General features: G+C 72.2%; 15 protein-coding genes and 1 pseudogene. 10 read left to right on the top strand and 6 right to left on the bottom strand.

Annotated elements, in window-relative coordinates:
* Window positions 1-138, bottom strand: a pseudogene (locus VIG76_RS06015) (transcriptional regulator); the annotation flags it as partial.
* An 86-nt stretch (window positions 139-224) separates the two neighbouring features.
* Between VIG76_RS06015 and VIG76_RS06010 the strand changes: the two are divergent.
* The 7 genes from VIG76_RS06010 to VIG76_RS05980 all read left to right on the top strand — a co-directional run bounded on the left by VIG76_RS06010 (window position 225) and on the right by VIG76_RS05980 (window position 7,520).
* Window positions 225-905, top strand: coding sequence for an SDR family NAD(P)-dependent oxidoreductase (locus tag VIG76_RS06010; RefSeq protein WP_331952104.1), 681 nt, complete (start codon window positions 225-227; stop codon window positions 903-905).
* A 217-nt stretch (window positions 906-1,122) separates the two neighbouring features.
* Complete coding sequence (locus VIG76_RS06005; protein WP_331952102.1) at window positions 1,123-1,896, top strand: M15 family metallopeptidase; 774 nt, start codon at window positions 1,123-1,125, stop codon at window positions 1,894-1,896.
* A gap of 213 nt (window positions 1,897-2,109) precedes the next feature.
* Window positions 2,110-4,155 carry an ABC transporter ATP-binding protein gene (locus tag VIG76_RS06000; RefSeq protein WP_331952099.1) on the top strand — a complete coding sequence of 682 codons (2,046 nt, stop codon included), beginning with the start codon at window positions 2,110-2,112 and terminating at the stop codon, window positions 4,153-4,155.
* On the top strand, window positions 4,113-4,907 hold the full coding sequence (locus VIG76_RS05995) for an energy-coupling factor transporter transmembrane protein EcfT (RefSeq protein WP_331952097.1): 795 nt from the start codon (window positions 4,113-4,115) through the stop codon (window positions 4,905-4,907). The genes VIG76_RS06000 and VIG76_RS05995 overlap by 43 nt, the downstream gene beginning before the upstream one ends.
* A 233-nt stretch (window positions 4,908-5,140) precedes the next feature.
* Complete coding sequence (locus tag VIG76_RS05990; protein ID WP_331952095.1) at window positions 5,141-5,356, top strand: hypothetical protein; 216 nt, start codon at window positions 5,141-5,143, stop codon at window positions 5,354-5,356.
* A 119-nt stretch (window positions 5,357-5,475) separates the two neighbouring features.
* Window positions 5,476-6,804, top strand: coding sequence for a MurT ligase domain-containing protein (locus VIG76_RS05985; protein WP_331952093.1), 1,329 nt, complete (start codon window positions 5,476-5,478; stop codon window positions 6,802-6,804).
* A complete protein-coding gene (locus VIG76_RS05980) occupies window positions 6,801-7,520 on the top strand; it encodes a type 1 glutamine amidotransferase (protein ID WP_331952091.1) in 720 nt (239 codons plus the stop codon). The genes VIG76_RS05985 and VIG76_RS05980 overlap by 4 nt, the downstream gene beginning before the upstream one ends.
* A gap of 9 nt (window positions 7,521-7,529) precedes the next feature.
* On the opposite strand, the gene VIG76_RS05975 is transcribed toward VIG76_RS05980, so the two are convergent.
* Both VIG76_RS05975 and VIG76_RS05970 read right to left on the bottom strand, forming a co-directional pair.
* The gene (locus VIG76_RS05975) at window positions 7,530-7,745 is read right to left on the bottom strand and encodes a hypothetical protein (protein ID WP_331952089.1); all 216 of its coding nucleotides are present in this window, start codon (window positions 7,743-7,745) and stop codon (window positions 7,530-7,532) included.
* Between the two features lie 153 nt (window positions 7,746-7,898).
* Window positions 7,899-8,369: a MarR family winged helix-turn-helix transcriptional regulator gene (locus VIG76_RS05970; RefSeq protein WP_331952087.1), complete on the bottom strand. Its 471-nt coding sequence runs from the start codon at window positions 8,367-8,369 to the stop codon at window positions 7,899-7,901.
* A 55-nt stretch (window positions 8,370-8,424) separates the two neighbouring features.
* On the opposite strand from VIG76_RS05970, the gene VIG76_RS05965 reads away from it, so the two are divergent.
* Together VIG76_RS05965 and VIG76_RS05960 are read left to right on the top strand one after the other, a co-directional pair.
* Window positions 8,425-9,345, top strand: a complete 921-nt coding sequence (locus tag VIG76_RS05965; protein ID WP_331952085.1) for an alpha/beta hydrolase — start codon at window positions 8,425-8,427, stop codon at window positions 9,343-9,345.
* A gap of 76 nt (window positions 9,346-9,421) precedes the next feature.
* The gene (locus tag VIG76_RS05960; protein ID WP_331952083.1) at window positions 9,422-9,850 is read left to right on the top strand and encodes a nitroreductase/quinone reductase family protein; all 429 of its coding nucleotides are present in this window, start codon (window positions 9,422-9,424) and stop codon (window positions 9,848-9,850) included.
* A gap of 55 nt (window positions 9,851-9,905) precedes the next feature.
* Here the strand turns inward: VIG76_RS05960 and VIG76_RS05955 are convergent, their stop codons facing one another.
* Window positions 9,906-10,691 (bottom strand): ZIP family metal transporter, encoded by a 786-nt coding sequence (locus tag VIG76_RS05955; protein ID WP_331952080.1) that lies wholly within the window; start codon window positions 10,689-10,691, stop codon window positions 9,906-9,908.
* Window positions 10,692-10,807: 116 nt separating this feature from the next.
* On the opposite strand from VIG76_RS05955, the gene VIG76_RS05950 reads away from it, so the two are divergent.
* Window positions 10,808-12,037, top strand: coding sequence for a toxic anion resistance protein (locus tag VIG76_RS05950; RefSeq protein WP_331952078.1), 1,230 nt, complete (start codon window positions 10,808-10,810; stop codon window positions 12,035-12,037).
* Window positions 12,038-12,043: 6 nt separating this feature from the next.
* Here VIG76_RS05950 and VIG76_RS05945 read toward each other — a convergent pair whose 3' ends face one another.
* Together VIG76_RS05945 and VIG76_RS05940 are read right to left on the bottom strand one after the other, a co-directional pair.
* Window positions 12,044-12,868: a hypothetical protein gene (locus VIG76_RS05945; protein WP_331952076.1), complete on the bottom strand. Its 825-nt coding sequence runs from the start codon at window positions 12,866-12,868 to the stop codon at window positions 12,044-12,046.
* Window positions 12,865-13,707, bottom strand: a complete 843-nt coding sequence (locus VIG76_RS05940; RefSeq protein ID WP_331952074.1) for a heavy metal-binding domain-containing protein — start codon at window positions 13,705-13,707, stop codon at window positions 12,865-12,867. The genes VIG76_RS05945 and VIG76_RS05940 overlap by 4 nt, the downstream gene beginning before the upstream one ends.
* Between the last annotated feature and the right edge of the window lie 42 nt (window positions 13,708-13,749).

Here is a 13,749-nt window from a genome sequence, read left to right as displayed (position 1 = left end):
CACGCTCACGCCCGCCAGCGCGGCCAGCTCCTCCCTCCGCAGCCCCGGCGCCCGGCGCCCCGGCCCGGCGGGGAGGCCCGCCTCCTCCGGTCGCATGCGGTCGCGCCAGGTGCGCAGCACGTCGGCGAACTCGTCCATGACCCCATCGTCCCGCGGGCGGATCGGTCGCAGGTGGTACCAGCGGTGCATAGGGACCGCCATCGCCGTCGGGGGACGGTGGAGGCATGACAACGACACTCATCACCGGCGGGAACAAGGGCCTCGGCCTCGAGACCGCCCGCCGCCTCATCCAGGCCGGGCACACGGTGTACGCCGGCATGCGCGACCTCGCCTCCGGCGACGCCGTCCGGGCCCTCGGCGCTCACGCCGTTCAGCTCGACGTCACCGACCAGGCGTCGGTGGACGCGGCCCTCGCCCGGCTGCCGGAGCTGGACGTGCTCGTCAACAACGCCGGCATCATCGGCGGTGCCCGCACGGTGGCCGAGCTGAACGCCGAGGTGATGCTGAGGACCTTCGACACGAACGTGTTCGGCATCGTGCGCGTCACGCAGGCGGCGCTGCCGCTGCTGCGCCGCTCCCCGAACCCCGTGATCGTCAACGTCGCATCCGGCGTGGGCTGGCCGCGGTACCTGCTGGACCCGTCCCACGACGAGTTCCCCATCACGGCCGTGCCCTACGCCTCGTCGAAGGCGGCGGTCATCACGCTGACGGTGCAGTACGCGAAGGACCTCCCGGAGATGCGCGTCAACGCCACCGACCCCGGCTACACCGCGACCGACCTCAACCGGCACATCGGCCACCAGACCGTGACCGAGGGCACCGACGCCACCGTCGCGCTGGCGATGGTCGATCGATCCGGCCCGACGGGCGAGTTCCACGACCGGACCGGTCGCATCGCGTACTGAGCCGCGCCCGCGTCCCTGTTCGTAGCGCGGCGGAACGTGGCGCCGAGGGCGTGGTGTCGGCACCGCACGTGGAGCGATGGTGCCGGTGCGCGGCCGCCCTCATCGCCGTGATCCTGTGCGGTCTTCGAGGAGGACCGGGCCTCGACGGTGGAGGGGAGCGTGCCGGCAGAGCCCTCCCTTCGAACCGTCTCAGATCCCGGTCCGTACGGTGCTGCACATGGCGCTGTCGAGACGGGAACTGCTCGCCCTACCGGCCGCGATCGCGGTCGCCGGACTTGCGGGCTGCGCGACGGTCGGAGGACGGCCGGCTGCGCCGGCCCAGACCGGGACCACGCAGGGGTCCGCTTCGACGCGAACGCCTACGCCGACGCCGACGCCGAGGTTCGACAAGACGTTGTACTCGATCGACGATCCATCGAGCGTCTGGGTGGTCGTGGACAAGCGTCGGCCGCTGCATCCGATCACGTACGTCCCGTCGGATCTCGTCGCCCCGAAGGTGCTCCACACGAATCCGCCCCTGCTGCGACGGGAGGCAGCGGCCGCCGTCGAACACATGTTCGCCGCCGCGAAGGCCGAGGGCGTCACCCTCGTCTCCACGAGCACCTACCGCTCGTACGTCAGCCAGAAGAAGATCCTCTCGCAGGACACGGCGCAGAGCGGCGCAGCGTACGCGAACACCATCGACATGCGGCCCGGCTACAGCGAGCACCAGACCGGCTGGGCGATCGACATCGGCTCCTCGACGAGGCCCGAGGTCGACTTCGACGCCAAGATGGCGACCACTCCGGAGGGCAGATGGCTCGCCGCGAACGCCTGGCGCCACGGGTTCACCCTCAGCTATCCGAAGAACCGTGAGTCGCTCACCGGAATCCTGTTCGAGCCATGGCACTTCCGGTATGTCGGCGCTTCCCTCGCCTCCGAGCTGCATCGGACGGGCACCGAGACCCTCCAGGAGTTCTTCGGGCTGCCCTCGTCGCCCACGTACGGATGACGCTCGCCCGAGACGCGCGTCGCTCAGCCCCCGGTGCGAACCGGAGCAGGGCAGTCGAGTCGGATCAGGAGCGCCGGCTTGAGGGGGGTCCTGACCGACCAGGTGTCCTTCACCGGCGTGACCGACACATGCGTGGGCATCCTTCGAAGGAAGGCCGCTGCTTCGCCGGCCTGAGTCCTATCTCAGATCGTGAGGGGCAGGCTCGCACGCGACATGTCTGCACCGAGGACCCCGTTCGTCGCCTGGCGGGTCGCTCCCGCAGAGCTCAGCTCCGCTGAGTTCGGGGCCGCCGGCCTGCTCGGTGGCCTGGCCGCGGCGACCGTCGCGGTCGGCAAGGTGCTCCCTCACGTGGGCGTCCTGGAGCTGCTCGCCACCATCCCGTTCGCTGTGCTGGCCGTGCAGCATCGCGCTCGCGCCGTGGTCACGGGAGCGATCGCCGGTGCCACCGTCGCGCTGCTGCTCGTCGGCCTCGGCGGGCTCCTCACCGTGTGCGGGTGCGCGCTCATCGGTGGCGCCGTCGGTTGGGTGAAGGCCCGCAGGCGCGGTGGTTGGACGGTGCTGGGCTGCGCACTGGTCCTGGGCCCGCTCGTCGGCATCGCAGCAGACGCGGTGCTGGTTCTGTTCGCGCCGCTGCGCGAGCTCGCCCTGGGCAGCGTCACGCACCTGGCGGCCGGTGTCACGGTCGCGCTCCACGGGATCCCCGTGCTGAGCCCTGCGGCCGAGTACCTGCGCGGCGTGATCGATCTGCTCGTGGGCACCTGGTGGGTCTGGGTCCCGGTCGCGGCGACGATCGCCGCGGTCGGCGGGATGCTGGTGACCTGGCGGCTCCTGATCGCGGCGGTCGCGCGTCTCGCCCCGGATCGCGCCGACGGGATCGGGGGGCGGACGCGTGAGGCGGAGTGGCCGCCGCCCGCGCCGCTGCCGGTGTCGCTGAACGCGATCGAGGTCCACTACCCGTCGGCGTCGGCGCCGGCGTTGGCGATCGAGCGCCTGGACATCAGCCCGGGATCCTTCGTCGTCGTGACGGGGGCGAACGGATCCGGGAAGTCGACCCTGCTGCACGCCCTGGCAGGTGCGCCGGTGACCCGAGGACGGGTCGAACGCCCGGGCCCGATAGGGCTTGGTCGGGTCGGCGGAACGGCATTGGTGCTGCAGCGCCCGGAGACCCAGGTGCTCGGCATGACGGTGACGGAAGACCTCGCCTGGGGCCTCCCGGACGGCCACCCGCTCGATGTTCCAGCGGCACTGGCGGAGGTCGGGCTGTCGGGGTTGGAGCACCGTTCCACCTCGGCCCTCTCAGGTGGCCAGCTGCAGCGACTCGCGATCGCTGCGGCGATCGTCCGACGGCCGGCGCTGCTCCTGTCCGACGAGTCGACGGCCATGGTCGACAGCGCGGGACGGGACGGCATCATCGGTCTGCTGGCAGGGCTTCCGCGGCGGCACGGCATCACCGTCGTCCACGTGACCCATTTCGAAGCGGAAGCGCGGCAGGCGGACCGGCACATCGTGCTCGCTGCCGGCCGTGTCGTGCGGGACGCCCCGCCGGCTGCTCCCGATCGCCCGACTCGACCGGTCGAGCGCGGGCCGGCCCCGCAGCCCGATTCACCGGCGGTCCTCGAGGCCAGAGACCTCAGCTACACCTACGCCCCCGGAACCCCCTGGGCGCATCGTGCGCTGCGGAACGTCTCGATGGAGGTCGCCGCCGGCGAGGGGGTCCGGGTCGAGGGCGGCAACGGCAGCGGCAAGAGCACCCTCGCCTGGCTGCTGGCCGGCCTGCTCGTCCCGTCGTCCGGTACCTGCACACTCGACGGCCGTCCGGTCGACCAGCAGGTGGGCGCGGTGAGCATCGCGTTCCAGCACTCGCGGCTCCAGGTCCAGCGTCCGACGGTCGACGCGGAGATCGCCTCCGCCGCCGCGCGGGGCTTCGCGTCCGAGGCCGAGCGGGTCGAGTTCGCCCAGCGGGCTCTGGCGCTCGTCGATCTCGACCCAGCACTCGCCCGGCGTCCGGTCGACGCCCTGAGCGGTGGCCAGCTGAAGCGCGTCGCGCTCGCCGGCATCCTCGTCCGCAGGCCGCGAGCGCTGATCCTCGACGAGCCCTTCGCGGGCCTCGATCCCGCCAGCCGGGACGCTCTCGTCGAGACCCTGCTGCGCATCCGCGAAGCCCAGGCGATGGCGATCGTGTTGATCACGCACGACGTCGTCGGCGCGGACCGGCTGTGCCCCCGGGTGATCTCACTCCGACAGGGCATCCTGCGGTGAGGCGCCGATCCGCCGACTGGGGCGACCTCCTGCTGCGCACGCTTCCGCGCCGAACACCCTTGCATCGGATGTGGGCCGGCACGAAGGTCGTCGTGCTGCTGGTCATCACGGTCACCTGCCTCGCCCTGCCGGGCTGGGGCGCCGTCGCAGCCCTCACGGTGGTCCTCGTCGCGTCGGCCGCGGCGGCACGCATCCCACCCTCGGTGGTGCCCGTCCCACCGCTCTGGTTCTGGTTGCTCCTGGCGGTCGGCGCGGCGGTGTCGCTGCTCGGTGCAGGGCTCGGCCTCTACGTCCAAGCGCTCGCGATCTCGTTCGGCGTGCTCGGCCTCGGCCTCATGCTCGGCTGGACGACGCCCGTCGATGAGATCCCGCCGGCCCTCGCCGTCATCGGCCGACCACTGAGCCGCCTCGGCCTGCCCGTCGACACATGGGCGGCCGCCGTGGGGATCAGCCTGCGCACCCTGCCCCTCCTCCTCGATGAGATCCGGATCATCGCTGCCGTGCAGCGGGTGCGGCGGCCGCCGTCCGATCGCGGGATCCGGGCGGCGCGAAGGGCTCTCCGCGACTGGGCCGACCTGGGGGTGACGCTGCTGGCCGTCTCTGTGCGCCGCGCAGCGGAGATCGGCACGGCGACGGCCGCCCGCGGGGGGAGGCCGGTCCTGGCCCGGGTGCCGGTGCGCCTCGGCGCGCCGGACGCGGCAGCACTCACGGCCGTGATCCTGGTGTGCGGTCTCGCCGCCCTGCTGCCCTGAGCACCGTCCTCCCGAGGGAGTCTCGGGAGCGGATCGGCGGCGCCATGCTGGTCCGCGGTGGGAAGGGCCACCCGAGGACTCCGCTCAGCGATCGCTGAGGGCTCGATACGAAGGCCGCCACCCCGACGGCGCGGCCGGCTTCCATCCGCCCGGCGTCATAGTGGCTCTGGAGGATCCTCCGACCTCGGTCTCAGGCCTGCGTCGGAGAGTGACGAGCCGAAGGGGGAGGGCGCATGCGGATACCGACGTGGTGGAACGCGATCGACCGGGAGAGCCGGCACTGGATCGCCGAGCATCTGGGGGAGGTGCTGCCGGTCGACGTCGCGGACAGCGTCGACGCGGCGGGAGGACGGCTGCGCGAGACGCGCTTCCTCGACGCGGACCGGGCCGCCTTCCGGCTGCAGCAGCGGGATGTCCGAGGAATCCTCGCGTCCATGACCGGCCGCTGAGCAGGCGCCGCCGCCCGAGGAAGGGCCATCGCCTCTCTCTCCGCCATTTCTTGCTCATCCGGCGTCTAGCGTCGCCGTACCGGTCGTGCTCCGTGCCGACCCGCTCGAAAGGAGCTCGAGTGTCTCCTGTCGTGGCCGCATTCCGGAGTCGTCCAGGTCGGGCGCCGGTCGCCCGGGGCGCCCTGACCGTCGCCGTCGGACGGGGCGCGCGGTTCGTCACGAGGCTCCGCGGGGGCGGCACCGCGCTTCCCGGCCTGATCGTGGAGAAGCTGGACCCCGGCTTCGTGAGCCGAGCCCTCGGAGCGCTCCCGCTCGGCGTGGTGGTCGTCTCCGGGACCAACGGGAAGACGACGACCACGCGCCTCGTCGCCGAGCTGCTCCGAGGCCAGGGCCTCGCCGTCTTCACCAACCCGAGCGGCAGCAACTACTCCCGCGGGGTGGCTTCCGCGCTGCTCGGTCAGGTCGACTCCCGCGGCCGGCTTCGAGCCGACGTCGCGGTCCTGGAGCTGGACGAGGCCCACGGCGTCCGGTTCGCCGAGCAGGTGCCGCCGCGGTTCGCGCTGCTGCTGAACGTGTTCCGCGACCAGCTCGACCGATTCGGTGAGATCGACAGCACGGCCAGGATGCTCGGCGCGATCGCGGGGCGCACCACCGGGGCGGTGGTGCTCAACCGGGAGGACCGGCGCGTCGCGGCGATCGCCGGCGCCCTGCGCGACACCCCGGTCCGCTACTTCGGGACCGCGGACGCCCTCGTCGATCGCTTCCCGGGCGATGACGAGCTCCACACCGCCGGCGGCCGGCTCGACCGGAGCGACATCGCTGCGGATGTGGTGCTGACCGCCATCGAGGGCGCCGCCGCGACCTTCGAGTTCGACGGCCGATCGAGGACGGTCGACCTCCGCCTGACCGGCGGCTACAACATGCTGAACGCCGCGGCAGCCATCGCCCTGGTCCGAGCGGTGCTCGGCGAAGCCGTCGATGAGGCCGCCCTGCTGCGGACCCTCTCCACCGTCACGCCCGCATTCGGGAGGGGCGAGACGGTCGAGGTGGGGGGCACGATCGTCGAGCTCGTGCTGGTGAAGAACCCCATCGGCTTCCGGCTCGCGCTCGAGTCCTACGCGCCGGAGGGCTGCACGACCATGATCGCGATCAACGACCACGACAACGACAGCCGCGACGTGTCGTGGCTCTGGGACGTGGACTTCTCTCCGCTCCGCGGGACGGGGGTGGCCGTGGTCACCGGGACGCGGGCCGCCGAGATGGCCCTCCGGCTCCGCTACGACGACATCGAGCCTCCGCAGATCGTCGGAGACCCGGGCGAGGCGCTCGATCACCTCGTGGCGACCTCCGAGGGGCGGCCGATCAGGGCGTTCTGCACGTACACGGCCATGCTGCAGCTCCGCCGTCACCTGGCGACGGTCGCCACCCTCGACGGGATCGACCGGTGACCGATCCCGTCCGGATCGCGCACCTGTACGCGCGGGAGATGAACATCTACGGCGACCACGGGAACGTGCTCGCCCTCGCCCAGCGGCTCCGCTGGCGTGGCTACGAGGCGGAGGTCGTCGAGGTGAACCGCGGGGACGCTCTCCCCGACCGGCTCGACCTCGTGGTCGGTGGTGGGGGGCAGGACAGCGGCCAGGACCTCGTCGAATCCGACCTGCTGTCACGCGGCACCGATCTCCGCGCGATGGCCGACGACGGGGTGCCGATGCTGGTCGTCTGCGGCCTGTACCAGCTGTTCGGCCACGCGTTCCGCACCAGCGACGGCCGTGTGCTCAGGGGCGTCGGAGTCCTCGACCTCGAGACGACGGCCGGGTCGGGGCGCCTGATCGGCAACGTCGTCGCCCACAGCGGGGCCTTCGGCGACCTGATCGGCTACGAGAACCACAGCGGGCGCACGACCCTCGGCACCGACGCTCAGCCGCTCGCCCGAGTCGGCCGCGGGATGGGCAACAACGGCACGGACCACACCGAGGGGGCGCGGAGCAGGAACGTCTTCGGCACCTACCTGCACGGCGCCCTGCTCCCGAAGAACCCCGCGCTCGCCGATCATCTGATCGGGCTCGCGCTCGAACGGCGACACGGAGCCGTGCAGCTCAGACCCCTGGACGATCGCGTGACCGAGCAGGCTCGACGTGTCGCAGCCGGTCGTCCGAGGTGACGCAGTGGCTCAGCGACCGGTGTCTTCGAGTACCCGAGGATTCGAGGATTCGGTCATGAGCTCCGCGGAGCGCTCGACTGCGCGGTCGAAGCTCGGGACGCGCCGGCGGCGCTCGGGCCGGTTCGGCACGACACTCCGCTCCGATGCAGCGCGAGCGGCCGGGAACGGAGCGGCGAAGCGGATGGTGAGCGGCACGCCGTAGTCGGGCTTGATGATGCGGAACATCGCGGCTCCTTCGCCGGCCTATCAGACGTGCCCTGGGCGAGTGCCCTGATCCCTCAGATCCTCGCCGCCACCGGCCGCCCGCTGTCGACGACACGCGGCGACGCGACCGGGCGAACGGGTCGGTCAGGGCGATCGACGTCTTCGGGGGCGCCGTCATCCGACCGGCAGGCCCACGCGATCCCTCTCCAACGCCGCGCGCAAGGCGGAGAGCGCTTTCCCGGTCGCCCCGATCCCGATCGGGCCGAGCACGGAGGTGAGCAGATCCGCGAGGCGATCTCGGAAGGTGCCCTCGGCTTGGGCCACGAGGTGCGAGCCGGCCTCCGTCAGGCTGACGAGCGATGAGCGGCCGTCGGCCGGGTTGGGGCGCCGAGCGATCCAGCCGCGGAGCTCCAATCGATCGACCCCCTTGCTGATCGCCCCGATTCCTGCCGCGAAGTTCGCGGCGACCTCGGCGACCCGCGAGTCGGGGTGGTCTCGGAAGTAGCGCAGGAGCTCGAACTGGCTCATCGCGAGCCCGTGCTCCGTGCGGAGGCTCTCGCCGAGCGCGTTGTAGAGGCGGGTCTCGCAGCGTACGAGGTCGTCGAAGAGCTGCACGATCGGCTCGGTCGCCTCGTCGTATGCCATGGCATACAGTCTACGAGATGCATGCCACGGCATGCAAAAGGCCGAGAGGAGAACGATGACGATCGAGCAACGACGAGCGCTGGACGACCGGCTGCGAGCGGCGCCCCAGGCGAGCGGCCCCACGTCGGTCGACCAGATGCGCGCAGGATTCGCCCGCTTCATGGCCCGGTTCCCCGTGCCCTCAGGGGTCGTCCGGACGGCGACGGAGCTCGGCGGGCGACCGGCGGTGCTCGTCGAGCCGCTCGATGGAGCACGCTCGGGCACCATCCTCTACTTCCACGGCGGCTCGTTCTCGCTCGGGTCCCCGGAGACCGCCATGGCGCTGACGGCGCACCTGGTCGAGCGGACGGGGGTGCGGGCCGTCTCCCTCGACTACCGGCTCGCGCCGGAGCACCCGTTCCCGGCCGGCTTGGACGACTGCCTCGCGGCGTACCGGGACCTGCTCGTCCAGGGCATCGCGCCGGAGACGATCCTGATCGCGGGGGATTCGGCCGGCGGCGGACTGGCGGTCACCACGGCGCTCGCCGCGAAGGGGGACGGGCTTCCCCTCCCGGCTGGGATCGTGGCGTTCTCACCGGGGCTCGATCACACGCGCACCGGGGACTCCATGACGACGAAGGAGGGGATCGACCCGCTCTTCACCCGTGAGGGGATGGCTCGCACGGGGCAGATGTACCTCGACGGCCAGGACCCTGCCCAGCCCCTCCTGGCGCCGGCTGTGCTCGCCGACCTGACCGGGTTCCCGCCGATCCTGCTGCAGGTCGGGACCAACGAGCTGCTCCTCGACGACTCGGTGCGCCTCGCGGATCGCGCTCGGGACGCGGGGGTCGACGTCGTCCTCGATGTCGTCGCCGACGTGCCGCACGTGTACCCCGCCTTCATCGGGATGCTCGACGAGGCCGACGACGCCGTGGACCGCGCCGCCCTCTTCATCTCCCAGCGACTCCGTGCCCGCGGATCGAAGCGTGCAGCATGAGGGTTCGGCCGTCGGTGCCGGGAGCTCCCGTGGAGTGCGTCAGAATCCATCTGTCCTGAGCGAAGGAGATCGGCGGATGGCGAGCAGCCCCTCGAGTTGGAACGACCAGGTGATCGCGGAGTTCCGTGCGAACAACGGCACGGTGCAACGGTTCGGGCGCGACCTCGTGCTCATCCACCACATCGGTGCGAAGAGCGGCGAGCAGCGGATCGCACCCGCGCGGGCCGTCCGTGATGGCGCGGATGCCTGGCTCGTCGCGGCCTCGAAGGCCGGCGCGCCCGACAACCCCGCCTGGTACCACAACCTCGTCGCCCACCCCGATGTGCAGATCGAGACGCCTGACGACGGCATGGTGCCCGTGCGCGCGGAGGTCCTGCAGGGCGGCGAGCGCGACGAGGCCTGGGAGCGCTTCAAGGAGGCCGCCCCGGGCTTCCGGGACTACGAGCAGAAGACCACCCGCACGATCCCGGTCGTCCGGTTCCACCGCAGGACCGACGAGGCCTGACGCCCGCGGTGACCGCGTCGGCGCTCCGTGGGCCGGCGCTCGTCCGTCGGTGGCGTCAGGCGCCGCCGAGGGTGACGATCGCGTCCGTGGCGAAGCCGGCGAAGAGCCCGGCGAGCACGCCGTAGGCGACCAGGTCGCTGCGGTGCGCCCGGGCGACGATGCCGAGCAGCTGGATGATCACGTAGAGGATCGATCCGGCCGCCAGCGAGAGGAACAGCACGCTGAGCACCGGGGTGGCGTAGGCCCAGCCGATCGCGGTGCCGATGAACGTGGGCGTGCCGGCGATGGCGCCGAGCAGGAGCAGGAAGCCCCATGAGGGTCGCTGCGCGTCGGCGGCGAGCGGCGCGACGATGCCGAACCCCTCGGTGGCGTTGTGCAGCGCGAACCCGATCACGAGCACCGCGGCGAGGCCGAGCGCGCCGGATGCGGCCGACTGCCCGATCGCCAGGCCCTCGGCGAGGTTGTGCACGCCGATCCCGACCGCGACGAGCGTGGCCAGCGACCTGCTCGAGGTGACGCCGGCCCCCGCGGCCGCCCGGCGGCGGCTGAGGAACCGTTCGTAGGCGACGACGGACAGCAGCCCGGTGCTGATGCCGAGGACGAAGAGCACGCTCAACCCGGCGAGCGCACCGCCGCCCGCACCGTTCGTCAGCTCGGCCTCGATCGGCGCCCACGCCGCGGACAGGACGTCCCAGACCAGGAAGAGCAGCACCCCCACCGCTGCTGCGCAGAGCACGACCCGCGCCGCCTCGGCCGGAGCCTTGAGCCGTCCGATCGGCAGGCCGAGCACGATCGTGCCGCCCGCGACCGCGCCGAGCGCGAGGGTGGTGCCGAAGTTCATATCCGAGGTCTCCTGAGGTGAGGTAAGCCTTACCTCAGGGTACCGACCGGCCGTCGGGGCTGCGCTCCTATGCTGAAGCGCGCACCGCCGCGCCCCTCGGCCGAAGGAGAAGGTCCGTGTCCGAACTCGATCTGAGCCAGCCGTTGACCCCGCCCGAGGGCGAGGCGCCCGACGCGGTGGTGCTCGCGGCACCGGCGGCGGTGCCCGAGGTGCAGCCCGAGCAGGCCGTCGGCCTCGTGGCCGTGCCGGCGGAGAAGCGGACCGAGCTGGCGAAGCGGGGGCAGGAGTTCGTCGCCTCCTTGGCGGCCGAGCAGCCGCAGAGCCCCGCCTTCGCGAAGAAGGTGGACGACCTCGTCCGGATGGGCGCGGAGGAGATCCGCGCCTCCGCGCAGGTGAGCAACCGGATGCTGGAGCGCCCGTCGAGCTCCCTCGCCGCAGCGCAGGGCCGTGGGCCGGCGGGCGATCCGCAGGTCCGCGTCGCCCGGACACTGCAGGACCTGCGCGTGACGATCACCGAGCTCGATCCGGCTCGGGCCGATCTCACCGGCGTGCGCAAGCTGGTCGGCATGATCCCCGGCGGGAAGAAGCTCGCGCACTACTTCCAGCGCTACCAGTCCGCCCAGACGCAGCTGAACGCGATCATCGACGCCCTCACGTCCGGGCAGGACGAGCTCCGCCGCGACAACGCCGCCATCGAGCAGGAGCGGGCGAACCTCTGGGCGACGATGGGCCGGCTCGCGGAGTACACCAGCCTGGCGACGGCCCTCGACGACGCGCTCGCCGAGCGGATCGCGCAGGTGCGGACGACGGATCCACGGGCCGCCGACGTGCTCACGTCCGACGCGCTGTTCCCCATCCGTCAGCGCCGCCAGGACCTCGTCACCCAGATCGCGGTGTCCGTGCAGGGCTACCTGGCCCTCGACATGATCCGGAAGAACAACCTCGAGCTGATCAAGGGCGTCGAGCGGGCGCAGACGACCACGGTGTCGGCGCTGCGGACCGCGGTCGTCGTGGCGCAGGCGCTCGGCAACCAGCGCCTCGTGCTCGATCAGATCAACGCCCTGAACGACGCGACGAGCTCGATGATCGGCCGCACCAGCGAGCTGCTGAAGCAGCAGTCGGCGGGGGTCCAGGAGCAGTCCTCGACGTCCGGGATCAGCGTCGAGACGCTGCAGCACGCGTTCGACGACGTGTTCGCGACGATGGACGCGATCGACGCCTACAAGGCGAAGGCCGTCGAGAACATGGCCCAGACGGTCTCCGCGCTCGAGGCGCAGGTCGCCCGGTCGCAGCAGTACCTGGAGCGGTCGCACGCGTCGGAGCACCCGGGCGGCACGTCGGCCTGAGGCCGCTCAGCCGTCCAGGTCGAGGCTGGAGATCGCGAACCGGTCGGCCAGGAAGCGCCCGTTCACGAGCAGCGCGTCGGCGTCGTCGGCGATCGCTGCGTCGCGCATCCGGCCGGCGGCGGTCTCGAGGTCGGCGAGCTGCGCGAGCAGCGCGTCGGCGGCGGTGCGGCCGTTCGACAGGCGGTGGGTGGCCGCCCAGTCCGCCGGCAGGGCCGCGTAGGCGCGCAGCGTCTCGGGGAGGTAGATCGTCGCGGTGCGCCGAACGAGCACCTCCTGCTCGGGGCGGTCGGCGACGCGGGGGAGGGTGTCGAGCAGCAGCCCGACGATCCGCTGCACGGCCTGGACCGCGGCGTCCGGCAGGCGGCCGGAGACCCGGGCGGGCAGGGTCCGCAGGGCGGCGGCGACGTCCTGGTCGGGCACCACGAGATCGGCGCCGGCCGGCTGGAGCCCGAGCTCGGCGAGCGCGGTGGATGCGGCGGAGGCGTCGCCCGCCGCGTCGGCGGCGAGGGCCGCCACCTGTCCGCTGATGGCGGTGAGCCACTCGCCGACCGTCAGGGCCTTCCGGGCGATCACGACGCCGCCGACCACGCGGGCGGACTCGGCGGCCAGGCCCGGTCCCTGGCGCGTGATGGTCATCGCCGTGTCGCCGCGGCTGACGCGCAGCGACGAGACGCGGCCGGGCCTCCCCGCGAGCCGGTCGCCGAGCGACCGGTCGCGCACGACCTCCACCGCATCCGTCCTCGTCGGGAGCGCTTCCCGGATGCGGTCCGCCAGCCGCTCCAGCAGCTCCTGCGGGTCGCCGCTGGGATCGATCGGGCCGAGCGAGCTCATCGACCGGCGTCCGTGAGCGGCAGCACGAGGCTCGGCGTCGCGATCACGTGGTCGTCGCGCAGCGGCCGCACGGCGGTCCCGATCGCGAAGAACTCGGTCGTGTGGCCGCCCCAGCGGTGCGGCAGGGACAGCAGCTGCACGCCGACGATCCCCTCCGCTGCGAGGTACTCGGCCTCCGTCTGCATCCGCCCCATCGCGAGCTCCCGGGCGTCGTACAACGCCTCCGTGAACTGCGGGATCTCCACGTTGGCGCCGATGTTGCTCATCGTCGAGAGGATGCCCTGGTGGGCGATGTGGTAGACGCAGCTGCCCATCACCAGGCCCAGCGGGGCGTACCCCGCCTGGATCAGCGTCCAGAAGTCCTGCCCCGAGAGGTCGGAGGTGAAGGGCAGGCCGCGGCTGTTGCGCCACGTGCCGGTCGGCGGCGCCTCGTCCGCGACGACGGCGGTGCCGATCGCGACGAACTCGGCCAGATCGTTGCCGTACTCCTTGAACTCGATCTCGAGGCGGACGCCCACGATGCCGTCCGCGCCGAGCTGATCCGCCTCGGCCTCCATGCGGGTCATCGCGAGCTCGCGGGCGTGGTACATCGCCTGGCTGAGCTTGTCGAGCTCCATGTTCTTGCTCCAGCGCCCCACCTGCAGACCGACGTGGTACACGCTCGAGCCGAGCACGAGGCCCACCGGCCGGAACCCCGCCTGACGCACGAGCAGGAACTCGTTCACCGAGAGGTCGGATGTGAACAGGCGCCGGCCCTCGGCGAGACGCTTGCTCGCATCCCCGGGGAGGGTGACCTGCGACAGGTCCCCGGGCGGCGGGGGAGGCGTGTAGTCGCTCATCTGGCTCGTTCCTTCGGTGCTGGGTCGTGGTGCGCGGCGTCG

Source organism: Amnibacterium sp., assembly GCF_036559085.1.
GTDB lineage: Bacteria > Actinomycetota > Actinomycetes > Actinomycetales > Microbacteriaceae > Amnibacterium.
Note: the sequence above shows the minus strand (reverse complement) of the source record. Positions and strands in the feature narration are given on the sequence as shown.

Excerpts from the sequence above, each read along its gene's own strand:
- VIG76_RS05945 (WP_331952076.1), bottom strand. The coding sequence starts at position 12,868 with ATGAGCTCGCTCGGCCCGATCGATCCCAGCGGCGACCCGCAGGAGCTG.
- VIG76_RS05965 (WP_331952085.1), top strand. The coding sequence starts at position 8,425 with ATGACGATCGAGCAACGACGAGCGCTGGACGACCGGCTGCGAGCGGCG.
- VIG76_RS05970 (WP_331952087.1), bottom strand. The coding sequence starts at position 8,369 with ATGGCATACGACGAGGCGACCGAGCCGATCGTGCAGCTCTTCGACGAC.
- VIG76_RS06005 (WP_331952102.1), top strand. The coding sequence starts at position 1,123 with ATGGCGCTGTCGAGACGGGAACTGCTCGCCCTACCGGCCGCGATCGCG.
- VIG76_RS05960 (WP_331952083.1), top strand. The coding sequence starts at position 9,422 with ATGGCGAGCAGCCCCTCGAGTTGGAACGACCAGGTGATCGCGGAGTTC.
- VIG76_RS05940 (WP_331952074.1), bottom strand. The coding sequence starts at position 13,707 with ATGAGCGACTACACGCCTCCCCCGCCGCCCGGGGACCTGTCGCAGGTC.
- VIG76_RS05990 (WP_331952095.1), top strand. The coding sequence starts at position 5,141 with ATGCGGATACCGACGTGGTGGAACGCGATCGACCGGGAGAGCCGGCAC.
- VIG76_RS06000 (WP_331952099.1), top strand. The coding sequence starts at position 2,110 with ATGTCTGCACCGAGGACCCCGTTCGTCGCCTGGCGGGTCGCTCCCGCA.
- VIG76_RS05975 (WP_331952089.1), bottom strand. The coding sequence starts at position 7,745 with ATGTTCCGCATCATCAAGCCCGACTACGGCGTGCCGCTCACCATCCGC.
- VIG76_RS06010 (WP_331952104.1), top strand. The coding sequence starts at position 225 with ATGACAACGACACTCATCACCGGCGGGAACAAGGGCCTCGGCCTCGAG.
- VIG76_RS05955 (WP_331952080.1), bottom strand. The coding sequence starts at position 10,691 with ATGAACTTCGGCACCACCCTCGCGCTCGGCGCGGTCGCGGGCGGCACG.